Origin of the sequence: Gordonia aichiensis NBRC 108223 (assembly GCF_000332975.1) — a bacterium.
Classification (GTDB): Bacteria; Actinomycetota; Actinomycetes; order Mycobacteriales; family Mycobacteriaceae; genus Gordonia; species Gordonia aichiensis.
The window spans coordinates 45250-64141 of the sequence record NZ_BANR01000027.1 but is presented as its reverse complement, the minus strand read 5'-3'; the positions used below and the strand labels follow the sequence as shown (position 1 = coordinate 64141).

The window sequence follows — 18892 nt, the reverse complement described above, 5'->3', positions numbered from 1 at the left end:
CTTGTCAATACACTATCGAGTTCTCAAAGAACACACACCCACCAGCGCCACCCCGCATGGCAAGGCGCTTTCTAGTAAGCTGGTGTTTGGATTTGTTGACCCCGTCTCCGGAGCAACTCTTCCAGGCTACCAGATCCGATTCGCGTTCGCAACACTGTGTGTTGCGGGCTTTTCGTTTCTGGCCGCACCGGTGTTCCAGGCTATCACACCTGAGACACTGCAGTTTCCCCGATTCCGTGTCGGCCCCGGGGTCTTGCTCGCTGCGGTGCAACAAGAAAGTTACACACACGGGAACAGAGCGTCAAATCGCCTGGTCAGAGCATTAAACGGGCGCCGGCAAAGCTCTTCTTACCGCGTCGGATGACCAGCCAACGGCCGTGGAGCAGGTCGGAAGTGCCTGGAGTCCACTCCGGATCGGTGATCTTGGCGTTGTTGACGTAGGCACCCCCTTCCCCGATCGCGCGCCGTGCAGCTTTGTTGCTTTCAGAGAGCCCGCTGTCCACCAGGAGTCCGACGAGAGTCGGTGCGTCGGAGCTGTATTCGGCGATCGTCGTCTCGCCCAGTGCTGCGGCGAGCGTCGACTCATCGAGATCGGCCAGTTCGGCGCGACCGAACAATGCCTGGCTGGCGAGTTCCACGGCCTGGGTATTGGCTGCACCGTGGATGAGTGTCGTCATCTCCGCTGCGAGGCGTTTCTGCGCCAACCGAAGATGCGGAGTCTCTTCGGTTGCACGCTCCAACTCGCCTATCTCCTCGCGCGTCAAGAACGTGAACCACTTCAGGTAGCGGACGACGTCGGCGTCGGACGTGTTCACGAAGTACTGGTACCAGGCGTAGGGACTGGTGAGTTCCGGGTCGAGCCAGAGGCTGCCGCCGCCGGTCGACTTACCGAACTTCTTGCCATCCGACGAGGTCACGAGCGGAACCGTCAGCGCGTGCACGGTATTTCCGGTGATTCGGCGAGTGAGATCGACACCGCCGACGATGTTTCCCCACTGATCCGAGCCGCCGATCTGCAGGCTACACCCGTGCCTGCGGTGCAGTTCGAGGTAGTCGTTGGACTGCAGCAGCAGATAGCTGAACTCGGTGTAGCTGATGCCATCGGACTCGAGGCGTCGTCGAACCGTCTCTCGAGCGAGCATCACGTTGACCGAGAAATGCTTACCGAGGTCGCGAAGGAACTCGATCGCGCTGAGCCCCGCCGTCCACTCCATGTTGTTGGCGAGGAGCGCGCTGTTCGGGCTGTCGTCGAATCGCAGGAAGCTGGCCAACTGGTCGCCGATGCGTCCCGTCCATCCGCCGACGGTGTCGACGGAGTTCATGGTCCGCTCACCGACGTCGCGCGGGTCGCCGATGAGTCCGGTGGCACCGCCGGCAAGAGCGATGGGCCGGTGACCTGCGAGCTGAAAGCGACGCAGCGTCAACAACGGCACCAGGTGTCCGGCGTGCAGGCTCGACGCCGTCGGATCGAATCCCGCATACACGGTGATCGGACCCGCATCGATCGCAGCGCGCAGTTCGTCGATATCGGTTGACTGTGCGATCAATCCTCGCCACTGCAGATCGTCGAGAATGTCCGAACCGTCGATTCGGTCTTCAGAGGTCAGTGTGCTCACACATCGATCTTGTCATCCACCCGTGCGGGGTCGTCGCAGACCCGACCTAGTGATCAGACCCGACCTAGTGATCAGACCCGACCCCTGGTGATCAGGCAGATGTCAGGCGTTCGTGCTCGGCATCGTCGACCGCCCGTGCTTCGGTGGCCAACATGACCGGAATGCCGTCGGAGTCGATGCGGTAGGCGACGCGCAGGCGAGGGTTGTACAGCTCGTCGCCCGCATCGAGCAGAGGGCCGTGGTCCTGCGGGCACACCAGCCGGTCCCGAACGATCGGATCCAGTGACTGCACACGAGAACCCATTGCCCTGCTTCCTCTCGGCGAATACGCGGCGTGCCCGAGGCACGACTTCAGCCTAACGGCGGTCGCGGGCTTGCTCCGCAGGTGGTCTGCACGTGCAGACCTACGACGTCACCGCGTGCCGGATGCGCTTCGTGCCCCTCGCCCACTCGCCGGCGACGCGGCAGGCAGTGCGGTGTCACGTGACGAGCCGCTGGAGTCGGGCAACCAGTCCACGCGCCCCGCCGCCGTCCTGGTGAAGCGGCGATAGCGCCCCTCGGGATCTCGATACCAGACCTTGGCACCCGGTTTCGGTACACCGCGGGCCGCAAGCTCTCCGGCCTGCGGGCGGTAGGACTCCGAGACCGGAATCTCGTCGGCAACCCACACCAGATGCGGACGACGATGCGCGGGAAGTGACCCGAGACCGAGGCGAAGTTGCGTGACGGTCAGCGAATCGACGTCGACGTCAGTGCGCATCGTCAGCGCGGCGACGACAATCTGCTTGCCTGGTTGTCCCAACCGGTATGCGGCCACCTGGTCGACACCGGGCACACGGGAGAGCAACTGCTCGATCGGGGGCAGATACACGGGGCCTTCGAGTGAATGCGCCACGGTGTCGACCGAACCCATGAACCACAGGTCGTCTCCGGAGTCGCGATAGAAGAGATGCCCCGAGACCTCCCAACGGTCCTTGGGAGCGAAGACGTCACGCAGGACCGTCGCAGTGGTGTCGAATCGGTGCCGTGAACGTGCGAGCAGCAACCCCACCTCGCCCTGCTCTGCACGCTCCACGAAACCGTTCTCGCCTACGACGAGGCGCTCGGCCTCGACGTCGTATGCCGCGATCGCGACCTCGTTGGTCTCCGGGAGCGCTCGACCCATCGAACCGACCTTGTCGGCCGCGACGTTGGCGAGAATCGCCGATCCGTCCGCGGTGGCGAAGAACTCGAGGACGCGGGCACGCGGGAAGCGCTCACCGATCTCGTCCCACAGGCCAGCGGGTAGGCCGGACCCCATGAACAACCGGATAGGATTGTGCTCGTTGATCTCAAAACTCTTGTCGTACAGTATTTCCCGCAACATGGACCAGGTGTAGGAAACCACCGTGACGCCATACCGATGAACCTCGGTGACGAAGTTCTCCGGGTCGACACCGTTGGACAACGCGATACGCGACCGTCCGACCGCCGTTGCCCCGAGCGTGGTCAGCAATCCGGAGGCGTGGTGTAGCGGCGGGATGCAGTACACGGTGTCGCGGTCGGTCAGGCCTGCAGCCGACGCCGCTCCGAACGCCGACATCGCGAAGCGGTGATTGGTCACCGGCCACACGGCCAACTTTCCGCGCGAGCGGGTGAACAGGATGAACGCCAGGTCGCCCGCGAGGCCGGGATCCGGTCGGTACCACGCCGGCATCTGCACGACGTCTGGGTCGATCTGCTCCATGTCGATGATGGTGCTGCCGTCAGCGCGGTCGATCTCGCGCGCTGTACCGCTTCCGCCTCCGAGGACGAGCACCCGATCGCTGTGGGCAACTGCGGCGTCGAGGTGAACGGGATCACAGATGACGACGGCTGCCCCTGCGAGGCGGAGCATCTCCCCCACGTCGCCTTCCCCTGAGAGCAGCACAGCGACGGCACCGAGTCGGGACAGTGCCGCGACGGCCACCAATGCGCTCGGCCTGGTATCCATCAACACGCCGATGTGTTCACCCGGGCGGATTCCGCACTGCACGAGACCTGCCACGACGTTGTTGATCCGGGTGTCGACCTGCGAGTGCGTGAGCACGCGGTTCTCGAACAAGAACACCTCGCGGTCGCTGCCCCAGTCGGTGTTCTCCGACATCAGCTTGCCCAGCGAGATACGGGTGCCCGACTGGATCTGACCGAGCCGGAAGAGACGGGGCACAGTGCGCACCGACTCCTGGGCGACTGCGATCGATGTTCGTTGCACCGCGCCCGCCTTGTCGAGCAGGTCACGCGACGCCTCGGCGCCAGCATCGGCCACCGAACTGATGCCGTGCGTGATCCGCGACAACAATCCGACGCCGGTGCCCCGGCCGTCCACGGGAGCCTCCATCGGCTCGATCTGTTCGGGCTCGGGCCCGAGTCCTTCCTGCCAGTTGATCCACGCTGCGGTCGTCGGCCACGTGCGCGTCCCCGACGTGCTGCCGACGACGAGTCCGAAATGTCCTACCGGCATTCGTGATTCGAACACGCTGGCCCGTGGCGCGGCCCGCACGATGCCGCGGATCGCGATCGGCTGCCCGATATCGTCGACCTCACCGACGAACCCGAGAACCGGCGCGGTGATCTCGGCGAGGGTCACCAACTCGCCGTTGACGACGAACCCGCCCGAGACCATGCGATTGTGCGCGACGAACTGCCGCAGGAGTTCCGCGATCGCAGGACCCGACCACGCAACCCATCCCTCGGCCTCGAGAAACCGTCGTTGATCCTCGCGTGGCAGAAGCGCATCGCGATCGTGGAGCTGACGCAAGAAGTCCAGGCGGCTCCGCGCCGTCTTCACCGGATCGAGTAACTGGAAACCAAGACGAGCCAACCAGCTCGGCACCCACAGATGCGTGAACACCTTGTCCGCCAGCACTTCTGCACCCGGCGCCGCCAGTGCGGCGGGGAGTCCGAGCGGCAGCGCCGCGAGGACATCCACGGGACTGCCAAACGTGACGACACTGGCAACGCCACGGGACCGTCGGTACGCGGCCGCCTGGTAGGCGAACATGCCACCCTGCGAATAGCCTGCTACGTGGACGTCGCGGCCGGTGGACTCGATGATCCAGTCGATTGCCGCGCTCACCGCAACCACATGGTCCGCGAGATTCCGCTCCATCCCGCCCTCTTCGTGGTCGGGAGAACCGAAGTCGACGACCCAGGGGGTGATGCCGTTGCGATGCAACACCGACACCGCCCCGTTGTGCTCGGTGACGTCGTAGACGTTCGCAGACACCATCATCGGCGGAATCAGCACGATGTTCGGCCCGGTCGCGGGGGTATCCGGGAAGTAGCGCCGCAACCGGAACATCCGTGTGGTCTCGACTACCGTGAACGGCGCAGGCTCGGTGCCGGTCTGCAAACCGCCGTAGCGCAGCACCTCCAGCCCGTTCTGGGCTGTCGCGAGGATCCGCTCCGCGAACGCCTTCACGTCGGGAATGCCGCCTCCGGCCATCGACCACGCTCCTCCCCACACCACATGGTGATCTGCATCACTTTACCCAGCCGGGTCACCTCGCACCGTACACGGGGTGAGGTGACCCCGGGATCTCGCCGGGTTACTGTGAGGGCGAAGTCACCGACCATCGTGAACGCAGCGTCGGGAGGTCGCGATCGAGGACGTCGAGCTGCCGCCGTACCTGCGACGGGGCGGTTCCACCGTGAGCATCACGCGACTCGATCGATCCGCGGACCGTGAGCACCTCGCGCACCCCCGGTGTCAGGGCAGGGTCGATCGAGGCGAACGTGGCGTCGTCGAGCTCATCGAGACCGACTCCGCGCTTTTCCGCTTCGCGCACACATGCCCCCGCGACCTCATGTGCCACCCGAAACGGAACACCCTGGCGTACAAGCCATTCGGCGATATCGGTGGCAAGCGTGAATCCTGCGGGAGCGAGTTCGGCCATCCGTCCCTCGTGGAACGAGAGTGTGCCGACCATTCCCGCGATCGCGGGTAGCAGCAGTTCGAGTTGGGCGACGGCGTCGAACACCGGCTCCTTGTCTTCCTGCAGGTCGCGATTGTATGCGAGCGGCTGAGCCTTCAACGTCGCGAGTAGACCGGTCAGGTCACCGATCAGTCTGCCCGCCTTGCCGCGCGTGAGTTCCGCCACGTCGGGATTCTTCTTCTGCGGCATGATCGAGCTGCCGGTCGACCATGCGTCGGCGAGTGTCACGTAGCCGAATTCGGCTGTGCTCCAGAGGATCACCTCCTCCGCGAGGCGCGACAGATCGACCGCGATCATCGCGAAGACGAACGACGCCTCCGCCGCGAAGTCGCGGGCCGACGTCGCGTCGATCGAGTTCTCGGCAGCCGCAGCGAACCCGAGGTCGGCTGCGATCGCTTCGGGGTCGAGGCCGAGTGACGATCCCGCCAACGCGCCGGAGCCGTACGGCGACACCGCTGTTCGACGATCTGCATCGGCAAGACGATCGATGTCGCGGATCAGCGGCTGCGCATGCGCGAGCAGATGGTGCGCCAGCAGTACGGGCTGCGCGGCCTGCAGATGCGTCTTTCCCGGCATCACGGCGTCGGGGTGTGCACGAGCCTGAGCCACCAACGCCTCGACGACGTCGAGCACACCCGATGCGACCGAGCGCATCGCTGCGCGTAACCACATGCGGAACAGAGTCGCTACCTGATCGTTTCGCGACCGTCCTGCACGCAGTCTGCCGCCGAGATCAGCGCCAACACGCTCGATGAGTCCACGCTCGAGCGCACCGTGCACGTCCTCGTCGGAATCCGCTGCCACGAAACTGCCGTCCGCGACATCGCTCGCGAGCTGGTCGAGACCGACGAGCATGGCGGCCAGATCGCCGTCGGAGAGCAGACCAGCGCGATTCAACACCCGCGCGTGGGCCTTTGACGCCTGGATGTCGAACGGTGCGAGCACCCAGTCGAACTGCGTCGACTTGCTCAGCGCGGCCATCGCGTCGGCGGGGCCCGATGCGAATCGGCCACCCCAGAGCGATCCCTGGTTGGTCGTGCCCGCGGCCGCGTCGCCCCGATCACTCACCGAGCAGGTCCCGCTTCGCCGCGATCTTCGACGAAAGTCCGTGCAGCTCAACGAATCCACGCGCCGCCGACTGGTCGAAGCTGTCACCCTCGTCGTAGGTGGCGAGATTGAAGTCGTAGAGCGACTCGCCGCTGCGTCGACCGTTGACCGAGATGTGTCCGCCGTGCAGGACAAGTCTGATATCGCCGGAGACATGCTCCTGTGTGGAGTCGACGAACGCGTCGAGCGAGCGCTTGAGCGGCGAGAACCAGAGTCCGTCGTACACGAGCTCCGCCCACTCGCGGTCGGTGCGCCGCTTGAAGCGTCCGAGTTCGCGCTCCAAGGTGACGTGCTCGAGCTCCTCGTGCGCGGTGATCAGCACCATCGCACCCGGTGCCTCATAGATCTCGCGACTCTTGATGCCGACGAGACGGTCCTCGACGACGTCGAGGCGACCGACGCCCTGCGCACCCGCACGCCGATTGAGTTCCTCGATCGCACCGAGGACGCTGACCGGCCTGCCGTCGATCGCGATCGGGCGCCCCTTGTCGAACGTGATGATGACCTCGTCGGGCGAGTTCCAGTTGACCGTCGGATCCTCGGTGTAGCTGTAGACGTCCTTGGTGGGCGCGTTCCACAGGTCCTCGAGGAAGCCTGTCTCCACCGCACGACCCCAGACGTTCTGGTCGATCGAGAACGGCGACTTCTTGGTCACGTTGATCGGGATGTCGTTCTCCTCGGCGAAGGAGATCGCCTTCTCCCGGGTCCACGCGTAGTCACGCACCGGGGCGATCACCTCGAGATCGGGGGCCAGCGAGGCGAAACCGACCTCGAAACGGACCTGATCGTTCCCCTTACCCGTGCAGCCGTGTGCGACGACGGTGCCGCCGTGATCGCGTGCCGCGGTGACGAGATGCTTGGCGATCAACGGTCGCGACAGGGCCGACACCAGCGGATAACGGTCCATGTAGAGGGCGTTCGAGGTGATCGCCGGCAGGCAGTAGTCGTCGGCGAACTCGTCGCGCGCATCGACGAGCACTGCCTCGACGGCGCCGCAATCGAGCGCACGCTGGCGGACCACCTCCATGTCCTCGCCGCCCTGTCCGAGGTCGAGCGCCACCGCGACGACCTCCTTACCGGTCTCCTTGCCGATCCAACTGATGGCAACCGAGGTGTCGAGGCCGCCGGAGTATGCAAGTACGACGCGTTCCGCCATGGTGGTGTCTGCTCCTATGTCGTGGTTCGACATCCATCATCGGATGTCGTGCCCGATGCGATCGGGCTGGGGTCTGATTGTGGTTTCGGGTACGGGCCTCATGCGCGTCCTGATCATGCTGCGGGCTGCCGGCCATCAGGAAGGTGGTGTCACACGAGGCCCTCGATTCGTCGTGCGACCTCGGCCCCGTCGATCGGGGCCCGAGCACACACGAAGATGGTGTCGTCGCCGGCGATCGTGCCGACCACATCCGGCAGGCTGGCCCGGTCGATGGCGCTGGCGAGATAGTGGGCGGCGCCGGGCGGGGTGCGCAGCACTGCGAGATTCCCGCTGGCATCGGTCGACACCAGTAGCTCGCTGAGCAGGCGCGACAGCCGGGCCGTGCCACCGAAGACCCCGCGGACGGGCGCACCGTCCTCGGGGACGACGTACACACCGACGCCGCCATCGGCCGCGCGCAACTTGACGGCACCGAGTTCGTCGAGATCACGCGAGAGCGTCGCCTGCGTGGCGTCGACTCCCCGGTCGGCAAGCAATTGCTGCAACTCCGACTGCGACCGCACCTGATGCGACCCGAGGACTTCGACAATGAGTGCGTGGCGCCCCGCCCTGGTGCTCGCGAGTCGGTTCTCGGAGTGGTCGGCCATCCGTGCTGCACCGCCTGACTCGACGCTGTCTGATTCAGCGCTGCTCGTCACTTCTGCCCCAGCAGCCAGATGAGCAACGCCTTCTGTGCATGCAGACGGTTCTCCGCCTCGTCGAGCACCGCGCTTGCTGGGCCGTCGATCACGTCGTCGGTGATCTCATCGCCACGGTGGGCCGGCAGGCAGTGCAGGACGACCGCGTCGACGTCCGCCGAGGCGAGGAGGTCGGAGTTGATCTGATAGGGCCGGAACGGCGCACGACGGTCCTTACCGTCGTCCTCCTGTCCCATCGACACCCAGGTGTCGGTGACCAGCACGTCCGCACCGCGCGATGCCGCTTTCGGGTCGGATTCGACGCGTACCGATCCCCCGGTCATCGCTGCTCGCTTCTCGGCGTCGGCGATCACGATCGGGTCGGGGGCGAAACCATCGGGCGCGCTGATCGTCACATGCATGCCCGCGGTTACACCGCCGAGCGCCAACGAGTGCGCCATGTTGTTGGCACCGTCACCGAGATAGGTCATCCGCAGCCCCGCGGTCCGGCCTTTGCGCTCAATGATCGTCTGCAGGTCGGCGAGCACCTGACACGGATGGAACAGGTCCGAGAGCGCGTTGACGATCGGGATCGTCGCCGTCGACGCCATCGCCTCGAGACGATCCTGCCCGAAAGTCCGCCACACCACTGCCTCGACGAACCGCGACAGCACGCGACCGGTGTCCTCGAGCGACTCGTCGCGTCCGAGCTGCGTGGTGCGCCCGTCGACGACGACCGCGTGCCCACCCATCTGTGCGATGCCCATCTCGAATGAGAAGCGTGTCCTGGTGGAGTTCTTGTCGAAGATCACGCCGACGCCCCGCGGCCCCTCGAGAGGCCGATACGCGAACGGCTGACGTTTGACCTCGGCAGCGAGGGCCAATACCTCGGCCTGCTCGTCGGGGGTGAGGTCGTCGTCGCGAAGGAAATGTCGTGTCACTGTGTACTGCTCTCGTCTGTTGCGGCGTCGAGGATGTCGGGTAGTACGTCCACGAAATCGCGTGCCTGGTCCTCGGTGATGATCAGCGGCGGTGCGAGCCGCAGGACATCCGGTGCGGGCGCGTTGATCAAGTACCCCTTGTCGCGCGCAGCAGCCTCGACCTTCGCCGACACCGGCTCGGTGAGAACGACTCCGAGGAGCAGCCCCGCCCCGCGAACATGCGAGACCAACGGATGCCCGAGCTCCTCGATACCTGTTGCGATCGACTTCCCCACGGCGGCGACATGTTCGACGATGTCGCCGTTGTCGATTTCCGCGAGCACCGCGAGCGCCGCGGCGGCCGAGACCGGATTGCCGCCGAACGTCGTGCCGTGCTGCCCGGCGGTGAACAGTTCGGCAGCGGGACCGGTGGCGATGCATGCACCGATCGGCAACCCGCCGCCGAGCCCCTTGGCGAGCGTCATCACGTCGGGCACGATCCCGGCGGCCTGATGTGCGAAAAATGTTCCGGTACGTCCGATCCCGGTCTGTACCTCGTCGAGAATCAGCAGGGCGCCGTGCTCGGCGGTGAGGGAGCGTGCATGCGCGAGATAGTCGGCCGGCGGTACCACCACGCCTGCTTCGCCGAGCATCGGCTCGAGAATCACCGCAGCGGTCTCGGCGGACACGGCCGCGGTGAGCGCGTCGCGGTCGCCATAGGGAACGAAATCGACGCCGGCTGGCATCGGCTCGAAGGGTTCGCGCTTGGCAGGCTGGCCGGTCATCGCGAGCGCACCCATCGTGCGTCCGTGAAATGCCTTGTCGGCGGCCACGATCTGCGGCCGGCCGGTCCGTCGGGCAAGTTTGAACGCGGCCTCATTGGCCTCGGTGCCGGAGTTACAGAAGAACACGCGACCCTGCTGCCCGAACTTGTCGAGCAGACGTTCGGCGAGTTCGACGACCCGCGGATTGATGTACAGGTTCGATACGTGGCCGAGTGTCTGGAGTTGTTCTGTCACAGCGGCGACAATCGCCGGATGCGCATGGCCCAGCGCGTTGACTGCGATGCCGCCGAGCAGATCGAGATAACGGTTGCCGTCGGCATCCCAGACATACACGCCCTCGCCCTTGGTGAGGGCGATCGGCGGGGTGCCGTAGTTCTTCATGAGGGCGGCCGACCACCGCTCCTGCCAAGGTGCGGTCATGAGGGGCACGCTCCGTCTCTGGGTGTGGGAGAAAGGTTCTCGGCCGCGACGACAGTCGTGCCGGTGCCGGTGGCTGTCAGCAACTGCGCCAACACGGCGTGCGGCACCCGACCGTCGATCACGTGGGCGCCTGCGACGCCGCCCTCGACCGCGCGCAGGCACGCCTCCATCTTGGGCACCATCCCGGCGTCGAGACCCGGAAGTAGCTGCGCCAGTGCATCGGTCGAGATCTGCGACACGAGCGACGAGCGGTCGGGCCAGTCGGTGTAGAGACCCTCGACATCGGTGAGCATGACGAGACGCGTGGCGCCCAGCGCCTCGGCGAGTGCACCTGCTGCCGTGTCGGCGTTGATGTTGTGCACGACACCGTCGCGGTCCGGCGCGATCGTCGAGACGACCGGAATGCGCCCGGCACCGACGAGATCTCCGATCACGGAGGTGTTGACCGCGGTGATGTCACCGACCAACCCGATGTCTGTGGCGACACCGTCGACGAGCACGGTGCGCCTTGTCGCGGTGAACAGCTGTGCATCCTCACCGGTGAGGCCGACGGCGTAGGGGCCATGCGCGTTGATCAACCCGACCAGCTCACGACCGACCTGACCGAACAGCACCATACGGGCCACCTCCATGACCTCCGGTGTGGTCACCCGGAACCCGCCGCGGAACTCACCCGAGAGCCCGAGACGGGACAGCATCGCTGAGATCTGCGGTCCCCCACCATGAACCACGATGGGGTGCATCCCGCAGGCCCGGAGATACACGATGTCGGCGGCGAAGGCTCGTTTGAGTTCGTCGTCGATCATCGCGTTGCCGCCGTACTTCACGACCACGGTCGCCCCGTGCAATTCCTGCAACGCCGGTAGCGTCTCGGCGAGAACTGCAGCCCTCTGACTACCGTCGAGCGAGCCGTCGCTGCTGATCGTGCCGCCTGAACCGGTGATGTCTGTCGCGGTCATGACGAGTACGCCGAGTTCTCTTCGACATAGGCATGCGAGAGGTCGGTGGTCCGGATACTCCCACTCTCGACGCCCAAGCCCAGGTCCACGAGGACCGCGACGTCGGGGCCCGACAAGTCGACGTCGCGCGCACCGTCGACACCGGTTCCGTTGACGCACACGGCTTTACCGTTGAACGAGACGGCGATCCGATCCGGGTCGATGGTGACCGGCGCGATTCCGGTTGCCGCGAGCACGCGGCCCCAGTTGGGGTCCGACCCGAAGAGCGCCGTCTTGACGAGGCTGTCACGGGCGATCGTCCTGGCGACGGCGATGGCGTCGTCTTCCGTTGCTGCGCCCGTCACGGTGATGACGATCCGTTTGGTGACCCCCTCGGCGTCGGCCATCAGCTGGGCGGCGAGATCGTCGCAGACGGCGAGTACCGCTGCGTCGAGTTCGGCCTGGTCGACCGGGATCTGGCTGGCGCCCGAGCTGAGCAGCAGCACGGTGTCGTTGGTGGATGTGGAGCCATCGATGTCGAGTCTGTCGAAGGTTGTCGACGACGCGCGCCGTAACGCGAGGTCGAGTTGCTCCGCGCTCGCGCGAGCGTCGGTGGTGAGCACACACAGCATCGTTGCCAGCGACGGTGCCATCATGCCCGCCCCCTTGGCCATTCCACCGATATTCCAGCCCTGCGGGTGATGCAGCGCAACCTGCTTCGGAACAGTGTCGGTCGTCATGATCGCGTACGCGGCGTCGGTCCCACCCGAGAGACCGCCGCCCATGTCCTGGACGATCTCCGTCACGCCCGCGAGGATTCTGTCCATCGGCAGGCGGTCGCCGATGAGTCCGGTCGAGCACACCGCGACCTCAACCGCTCCGGTTTCGGTTCCCCAGTTACTCAGCGCCTCCGCGACAGCCTCCGCCGTCGTGTGCGTGTCCTGGAAGCCGAGCGGGCCTGTGCAGGCATTCGCGCCACCGGAGTTGAGGATCACCGCACGGAGCCTGCCGGTGGTGAGAACCTGCTTGCTCCAGAGCACCGGCGCGGCTTTCACCTGGTTGCGGGTGAAGACACCGGCGGCCGCGTAGTCGGGCCCCTCGTTGAAGACGAGCGCGAGGTCGGGCGCTCCGGATGCCTTGATACCGGCGGCGATTCCCGCCGCACGAAAGCCGAGCGGCGCCGTCACACCCTGATTGCGGACGAGTCGAGGCCCCGTTGCGGGAGCGCCACCTGTGATCCGGTCGTCTGTGTCGGCGGAAGTGGTGTCGGCCGACTCGTCGTTGGTCGAGTTGCTGTTCGACGTGCTGTTCGTGCTCACGGTGCGACTCCCACTGTGCTCAGTCCTTCAGCCTCGTCCCAGTCGAGTGCGAGATTCATCGACTGGACCGCTGCGCCGCCGGTGCCCTTGGCGAGGTTGTCGATCGCGCCGACCGCCACGAGCGTGCCCGCTCGCTCATCGACGGTGACCGCGAGCTGCACGGCATTCGAGCCCATCACCGAGCCGGTTGCCGGGAGCCGCCCCTCGGGCAGCAGATAGACGAATTGTTCGTCTGCGTATGCCTTCTCGTACACCGCGCGAACATCTGCGGCCGATGCGGTGGTGCGTGCCGTGCAGGTTGCGAGAATCCCCCGTGACATCGGGACGAGTACCGGCGTGAACGACACCGCCACCGGCTGGTCCGCGGCCTCCGAGAGCGCCTGCGCGATCTCCGGGGTGTGCCGGTGCGCCCCCCCGACCCCGTATGCACGCGCGGAACCGATCACCTCCGACGCGAGCAGGTCGACCTTGGCCGCACGCCCGGCACCCGACGTCCCGCTCACCGCGACGACGGTCACCTGGGGCTCAACGAGTCCTGCGGCCAACGCGGGAAGCAACGAGAGAATCGACACCGTCGGATAGCATCCGGGCACAGCGATTCGACTCGCGTCGCGAAGCACGTCGCGGTTTCCCGGGATCTCGGGAAGGCCGTACGGCCAGGTTCCCGCGTGATCGCCGCCGTAGTACGCCGCCCAGTCATCGGCGTCGCGCAGCCGGAAGTCTGCACCGCAATCGACGATCAACGTCGTCGGCGGAAGTGCGTCAGCGATCTGTGCAGACGTCCCGTGCGGCAGAGCGAGAAAGACCACGTCGTGGCCGGCGAGGGTCTCGGGCGTCGTCTCCAGGAGTTCACGCTCGGCGAGCGGCAGCAGGTTGGGGTGATGAGAGCCGAGCGTCGTTCCGGCATTGCCTCCGGCAGTCAGGGCACCGATCTCCAGTTCACCCGATCGCAGGCGGGGATGTCCGCACAGGAGCCGAAGCACTTCCCCACCCGCGTAGCCGCTTGCACCAGCGACTGCCACCTTGATCGTCATACACATCATTATGCACGGCGACGCAAATCAATACAGGACCGCCCAGTAGGCGCCGTCCTCATCCTTGCACGCACCGCTCGACGGCGCCGACCCTACGAGATCCGGAATGCTGCTCTGCTAGCGAAGACGCGCTCCGACGCCGTCGGCCGCCCGGGAGACAGCTGCCATCTTCGCTTCCGTCGCCTCGTCTTCGGTCAGGGTCCTGTCGTCGGCCCGGAACGTGAGCGCGAAGGTCAGCGACTTGTGTCCGGTTCCGACCTGATCCCCGGTGAACACGTCGAACAGCTCGATGGAGTCGAGGAGTTCGCCTGCTCCCTCGCGGAGGAGCGCCTCGACATCGGCGGCCGGAACATCGTCGGACACGACTACCGCGACGTCTTGCAGCACGGCGGGGAACACCGAGATGTGCGGTGCAGGCAGGCGGGAATCGAGCGGAAGCGCGTCGACGTCGATCTCGACGGCGCAGACGCGCGGGGGCAGATCCGCACGCTCGAGCACCGCGGGATGCAGCTCGCCGGCATGTCCGACGACTCGACCGTCGACGACCACCGCGGCACACCGCCCGGGATGCCACGGGGCGTACGCGTCGGCAACGAGGGTGACATTGACCCCGGCCGCTACCCCGATCTCGCGCGCTGCCTCGAACGCGTCAAGGTAGTCGGCCCGGCGCGCGGGACCCCAGGGACCCGCAGGATCACGCACACCGGTCAGTGCCACCGCCACATGGAGCGGCTGCACGGGCAGTGAGTCGTCGAGTTCGGCGATCTCCTCCGCCGTGGGGCGCCGGGTGACGTCGAGTTCGGCCACCGGGTGCATCTGATCGGTGGCGAGCACCACCTGTCCGATGGCATACAGCGACAGGTCGCGGCGTCCACGTGAGATGTTGCGCGCAACCATCTCCAACAGTCCCGGCAGCAGTGTCGTGTTGAGCTCCGGCCGATCGGACTCGAGTGGATTGAGGACCTTCACCGTGCGCCGGCGGGGGTCGTCAGAGGGCAGATCCCAGACGTCGAACACCCCTGCGGGCATGAAGGGGAACGGCAGCACCTCGACGTATCCGTCGAGCGCCAGGGTGCGGCCGATGCTGCGGCGGCGCCGCTGGGTCGGCGTCAGGCCACGCCCACCGGGAGCCGACGGCAGGACAGCCGGAATGTCCTCGAGTCCTTCGAGACGCAGGACCTCTTCGACCAGATCGGCACGCTGACGTAGATCCGGACGCCACGAGGGCGGCGTCACGGCCAGTGGGTCGGTCCCGGCGACGGTGCACCCGACCTCGACCAGTCGGGCGGCGGTTGTGCCCTCCGGATATTCGACCCCGGCGGTGCGGTCGGGCTCGTCGGCCGCGATCGTGATGGGCGCAGCCGCCGGGACGCGGATCCGTTCCTCGGACAGCGGTGAGGCGATCGCGCCACCGGCCAACTCGACGATCAGCGCTGTTCCGCGATCGGATCCCGCCGCTGTGATCTCGGGGTCGACGATGCGCTCGAAACGCTTGCTTGCCTCCGAGGTGAGTTTGTGGCGCTTGCCGGTACGGAAGACACGGACCGGGTCGAAGGTCGCCGCCTCCAGCAGAACACGCGTGGTGTCCGGGCCGACCTCCGTGGACTCGCCCCCCATCACGCCCGCCAATGCAACGGGGCCGCTGTCATCGGCGATGACCACGTCCTCCGGATCGAGCTCGCGGACGACACCGTCGAGCGTCGTCAGCTTCTCTCCCGACCTGGCGTTGCGCACCGTGATGGTCCCGGAGAGCTTGTCGGCGTCGAAGGCATGCAGTGGTTGGCCCACTTCGAGCATCACGTAGTTGGTGACGTCGACGATCGCCGAGATCGGGCGAACTCCGGCGACCATGAGTCGCTTCTGCATCCACCATGGCGAGACGGCGCCCGAATTAACGCCCTCGATGAGTCGCGCGGTGTACCGGGTCGCGCCGGTGTCCGCCTCGATGGCGACGGGCCACGGTTGGCCGTTCGAGACCGAGATCGTTTCGACGGAGGTTCCCGGGTCGACGAACGGCACGCTGAAGCTGCCTGCCAGCTCCCGACCGAGTCCGCGGATGGAGAACGCGTAGCCGCGGTCGGGGGTCACGTTGACGTCGATTGCGGCGTCGTCGAGACCGAGAACCTCGCGGGCATCGGCACCGGGCTCCGCTGTGCCTGGAGCGAGGACGAGAATGCCGCTGTGGTCGGACCCGATGCCGAGCTCGGACACCGAGCAGATCATGCCGTCGGAGATGTGCCCGTAGGTCTTTCGTGAGGCGATCTCGAACGGGCCTGGCAGCACGGCGCCGGGAAGCGCGGCGACGATGAGATCGCCGGTGCCGAAGTTACGCGCACCACAAACGATTCCGCGTGGTTCCGACTCCCCTACCTCGACCTGGCAGAACCGGATCGGCTTCTTGAATCCGGTCAGTTCTTCGATCTGCTCCACACGCCCGATCACCAGCGGTCCGGTGATCTCCGGGAAGGGCTCGATGTCTTCGATCTCGAACCCGACACGGACAAAACCCGCGTCGATCTCTTCGGTGGTCGCCGACCATGTCGGGTCGCCTGCGCGGAGTACCTCGGTGTACCAGGACTGTGGTGCACGCATCGGTCAATCAGCTTCTTTCATCGGTGAATCGGTGCGGTCGTCTGCGGGCGGAACTCAGGCCGCCGGGCCGAATGGAAGGGTGAAACGGACGTCGCCCTCCACCATGTCGCGCATGTCCGGGATATCGTTGCGGAACTGCAGCGTGCGCTCGAGTCCCATTCCGAACGCGAATCCCGAATAGACATCCGGGTCGATCCCGCTGGCGCGCAATACATTCGGGTTGACCATGCCGCAGCCACCCCATTCAACCCAGCCCGCTCCGCCCTTCTTGGCGGGGAACCACACGTCGACCTCGGCCGACGGTTCGGTGAACGGGAAGTAGCTGGCACGCATGCGGGTCGTCGTCTCCGGGCCGAACAGCGCACGGGCGAACGCCTCGAGCGTGCCGCGCAGGTGCGCCATCGTGAGTCCCTTGTCGACCGCGAGTCCCTCGATCTGATGGAACACCGGCGTGTGTGTGGCGTCGAGTTCGTCTGTGCGGAACGTTCTGCCCGGACATGCGACGTAGATGGGGAGATCCCGCGACAGCATCGAACGCACCTGCACCGGCGAGGTGTGCGTACGAAGCACCTGACGGGAGCCCTCCGGTGCGATGTAGAAGGTGTCCTGCATCGAACGCGCGGGATGATCGGGCAGGAAGTTCAGGGCGTCGAAGTTGTAGTGCTCGGTCTCGACCTCGGGTCCCTCTGCGATCTCCCAGCCCATCCCGACGAAGACGTCGGCAACCTGTTCGGAGATCACCGTGATGGGGTGGCGAGCGCCGGCGGGGCGTCGTCGACTCGGGAGCGTGACGTCAACGGACTCGGAGACGAGGACGGCGGCATCGCGCTCGGCCTTCAACACCGCCGTACGGTTGTCGAGAGCCTCGGCCGCCCTCGCGCGAACCTGGTTGACGAGCTTGCCCGCCTCCGAGCGCTGGTCCTTGGGCAGCGAACCGAGCGCGCGACGGGCGAGCGCGATCGGCGAGCGATCGCCGAGATGCTCGGTCTTGGCGATCGCGAGGGCGTCGAGGTCAGCAGCTGCACCGAACGCCGCAGCAGCGGCCTCGGCCGCCGAATCGAGTTCCTCGATGCTCGGGAACGTTGGCTGCGCTTGATCGTCGGCAGAGCTGGCCACGGGCGGCGGTCTCCTAATGCGTGCGGATTCGGATGGCTGCAGTCTTTTCGGCCATCCCGATCGCGACGTAACCATGGAGCGATTTGCCGGTCGGTGGCCGTGAGACCTCACATCGAGATTAGTCGACCCACCTCGCCCGACGCCCCGACGCCCCCACGAACACCTCGCCTGCGGATAAGTGTCATCCCGACGATCCGAGCAGAACGTCGCGGAGCACTGCCGCCTCGCTGATGTCGGCACGTCTGGATGCGGTCAGCAGTGTCAGCGGCCCCTTCGCCATCAGTTCGCGGAGTTCGTGCAGTGCCCGAGCGTGATCCCGGTCGTCGAGTTCGGCACGGTACCGGCTGGCAAACTCGTCGTACTTCGACGGGTCGTGGTGATACCAGCGGCGGAGTCCGGTGGAGGGCGCCACGTCCTTGAGCCAGAGGTCGAGGTGTGCGCGCTCCTTGCTCATCCCCCGCGGCCACAAGCGGTCGACCAGTACACGGGCGCCCTCGGTGGTGTCGGGATCGTCGTAGACGCGAGCTACCCGGACGTCGTCAGCGGTCATCGTCGAACAGTCCTTCCCGGCGCAGGGTCGAAGGCACGTAGCGGCCACCGTTATGTCTCTCGTGCCGCGATCCCGGCCCGTGTCCAGTGTGCACCGACCACGAGCACACACCGCAGCGCCGTCACCCCACGGCTGCGCGCCGGACGCAAGGCGGGATGCGTGTCGCGCAGCGGCCACGGCACAGAAGCCCCGCCCGCGCATGTCGACGCGCCGTGCGACGTCGGGTCGTAGACTCGTCTTCCGTGCGATACACCGTGGAAGACTCCGTCGTGATCGAGCGTCGTGTGGACGATGTGTACGCGCTGGTCAGCGACGTCACGCGTACCGGCGAATGGAGCGAACAGTGCCACGCCTGCGACTGGGACAGTTCGGCACGCGGCGCAGGCGCGACGTTCACCGGGCACAACCGGACACCGGTGCGCGAGTGGTCGACTGTCTCGACCGTGACCGTGGACGAGCCCGGGGCACGCTTCGAATGGACCGTCGGATCGGGCGGGGTCCGGTGGGGTTATCGACTCGAGGCGGCCGGAGAGAACGTCACCAGGCTGACCGAATACACCGCGTTTCCCGAGACGGGCGAAACGTTCTTCCGCCAGAAGTTCGGCGACGATGCAAACACTCAGATGACGATCCGACTGTCTGCTGCCGCCGCGGGCATACCCGCCACTCTCGCTCGTATCAAAGAGGTTGCCGAGGCCTGATCCGG

15 protein-coding genes are annotated in these 18892 nt (G+C 66.2%); 1 reads left to right on the top strand and 14 read right to left on the bottom strand.

Annotated elements, in window-relative coordinates:
* Nucleotides 1-314: 314 nt before the first annotated feature.
* The 14 genes from tyrS to GOACH_RS19810 all read right to left on the bottom strand — a co-directional run bounded on the left by tyrS (nucleotide 315) and on the right by GOACH_RS19810 (nucleotide 18186).
* On the bottom strand, nucleotides 315-1616 hold the full coding sequence (gene tyrS / locus GOACH_RS19875) for a tyrosine--tRNA ligase (RefSeq protein WP_005178791.1): 1302 nt from the start codon (nucleotides 1614-1616) through the stop codon (nucleotides 315-317).
* A gap of 91 nt (nucleotides 1617-1707) precedes the next feature.
* A complete protein-coding gene (locus tag GOACH_RS19870; RefSeq protein WP_005178789.1) occupies nucleotides 1708-1920 on the bottom strand; it encodes a Trm112 family protein in 213 nt (70 codons plus the stop codon).
* Nucleotides 1921-2028: 108 nt separating this feature from the next.
* Nucleotides 2029-5082 (bottom strand): AMP-binding protein, encoded by a 3054-nt coding sequence (locus GOACH_RS19865; protein ID WP_005178786.1) that lies wholly within the window; start codon nucleotides 5080-5082, stop codon nucleotides 2029-2031.
* A 103-nt stretch (nucleotides 5083-5185) separates the two neighbouring features.
* Nucleotides 5186-6640, bottom strand: coding sequence for an argininosuccinate lyase (gene argH / locus GOACH_RS19860; protein ID WP_005178777.1), 1455 nt, complete (start codon nucleotides 6638-6640; stop codon nucleotides 5186-5188).
* The gene (locus tag GOACH_RS19855; protein WP_005178774.1) at nucleotides 6633-7835 is read right to left on the bottom strand and encodes an argininosuccinate synthase; all 1203 of its coding nucleotides are present in this window, start codon (nucleotides 7833-7835) and stop codon (nucleotides 6633-6635) included. The genes argH and GOACH_RS19855 overlap by 8 nt, the downstream gene beginning before the upstream one ends.
* A 149-nt stretch (nucleotides 7836-7984) precedes the next feature.
* Entirely contained in the window at nucleotides 7985-8482 is a 498-nt protein-coding gene (locus GOACH_RS19850) for an arginine repressor (RefSeq protein ID WP_005178760.1), read from the bottom strand.
* A gap of 47 nt (nucleotides 8483-8529) precedes the next feature.
* On the bottom strand, nucleotides 8530-9453 hold the full coding sequence (gene argF, locus GOACH_RS19845; RefSeq protein WP_005178756.1) for an ornithine carbamoyltransferase: 924 nt from the start codon (nucleotides 9451-9453) through the stop codon (nucleotides 8530-8532).
* A complete protein-coding gene (locus GOACH_RS19840; protein WP_040519251.1) occupies nucleotides 9450-10637 on the bottom strand; it encodes an acetylornithine transaminase in 1188 nt (395 codons plus the stop codon). Before GOACH_RS19840 ends, argF begins: the two co-directional genes overlap by 4 nt.
* Nucleotides 10634-11596 carry an acetylglutamate kinase gene (argB, locus tag GOACH_RS19835; protein WP_005178751.1) on the bottom strand — a complete coding sequence of 321 codons (963 nt, stop codon included), beginning with the start codon at nucleotides 11594-11596 and terminating at the stop codon, nucleotides 10634-10636. The genes GOACH_RS19840 and argB overlap by 4 nt, the downstream gene beginning before the upstream one ends.
* Nucleotides 11593-12813: a bifunctional glutamate N-acetyltransferase/amino-acid acetyltransferase ArgJ gene (gene argJ / locus GOACH_RS19830; RefSeq protein ID WP_040519249.1), complete on the bottom strand. Its 1221-nt coding sequence runs from the start codon at nucleotides 12811-12813 to the stop codon at nucleotides 11593-11595. The genes argB and argJ overlap by 4 nt, the downstream gene beginning before the upstream one ends.
* A gap of 77 nt (nucleotides 12814-12890) precedes the next feature.
* Nucleotides 12891-13928 (bottom strand): N-acetyl-gamma-glutamyl-phosphate reductase, encoded by a 1038-nt coding sequence (argC, locus tag GOACH_RS19825; protein ID WP_005178741.1) that lies wholly within the window; start codon nucleotides 13926-13928, stop codon nucleotides 12891-12893.
* Nucleotides 13929-14045: 117 nt separating this feature from the next.
* Nucleotides 14046-16520: a phenylalanine--tRNA ligase subunit beta gene (gene pheT / locus GOACH_RS19820; protein WP_005178739.1), complete on the bottom strand. Its 2475-nt coding sequence runs from the start codon at nucleotides 16518-16520 to the stop codon at nucleotides 14046-14048.
* A 54-nt stretch (nucleotides 16521-16574) separates the two neighbouring features.
* Entirely contained in the window at nucleotides 16575-17636 is a 1062-nt protein-coding gene (gene pheS / locus GOACH_RS19815) for a phenylalanine--tRNA ligase subunit alpha (RefSeq protein ID WP_005178738.1), read from the bottom strand.
* Between the two features lie 181 nt (nucleotides 17637-17817).
* Nucleotides 17818-18186, bottom strand: coding sequence for a DUF488 domain-containing protein (locus GOACH_RS19810; protein ID WP_005178737.1), 369 nt, complete (start codon nucleotides 18184-18186; stop codon nucleotides 17818-17820).
* A 242-nt stretch (nucleotides 18187-18428) separates the two neighbouring features.
* Here GOACH_RS19810 and GOACH_RS19805 point away from each other — a divergent pair, with 242 nt between their 5' ends.
* Complete coding sequence (locus tag GOACH_RS19805) at nucleotides 18429-18887, top strand: SRPBCC family protein (RefSeq protein ID WP_005178736.1); 459 nt, start codon at nucleotides 18429-18431, stop codon at nucleotides 18885-18887.
* Nucleotides 18888-18892: the final 5 nt, after the last annotated feature.

Bases quoted from the DNA above. Each gene is read 5' to 3' on its own strand.
- GOACH_RS19810 (WP_005178737.1), bottom strand. From the start codon at position 18,186: ATGACCGCTGACGACGTCCGGGTAGCTCGCGTCTACGACGATCCCGAC.
- GOACH_RS19870 (WP_005178789.1), bottom strand. From the start codon at position 1,920: ATGGGTTCTCGTGTGCAGTCACTGGATCCGATCGTTCGGGACCGGCTG.
- GOACH_RS19855 (WP_005178774.1), bottom strand. From the start codon at position 7,835: ATGGCGGAACGCGTCGTACTTGCATACTCCGGCGGCCTCGACACCTCG.
- GOACH_RS19850 (WP_005178760.1), bottom strand. From the start codon at position 8,482: ATGGCCGACCACTCCGAGAACCGACTCGCGAGCACCAGGGCGGGGCGC.
- GOACH_RS19840 (WP_040519251.1), bottom strand. From the start codon at position 10,637: ATGACCGCACCTTGGCAGGAGCGGTGGTCGGCCGCCCTCATGAAGAAC.
- argC (WP_005178741.1), bottom strand. From the start codon at position 13,928: ATGACGATCAAGGTGGCAGTCGCTGGTGCAAGCGGCTACGCGGGTGGG.
- GOACH_RS19865 (WP_005178786.1), bottom strand. From the start codon at position 5,082: ATGGCCGGAGGCGGCATTCCCGACGTGAAGGCGTTCGCGGAGCGGATC.
- argB (WP_005178751.1), bottom strand. From the start codon at position 11,596: ATGACCGCGACAGACATCACCGGTTCAGGCGGCACGATCAGCAGCGAC.
- pheT (WP_005178739.1), bottom strand. From the start codon at position 16,520: ATGCGTGCACCACAGTCCTGGTACACCGAGGTACTCCGCGCAGGCGAC.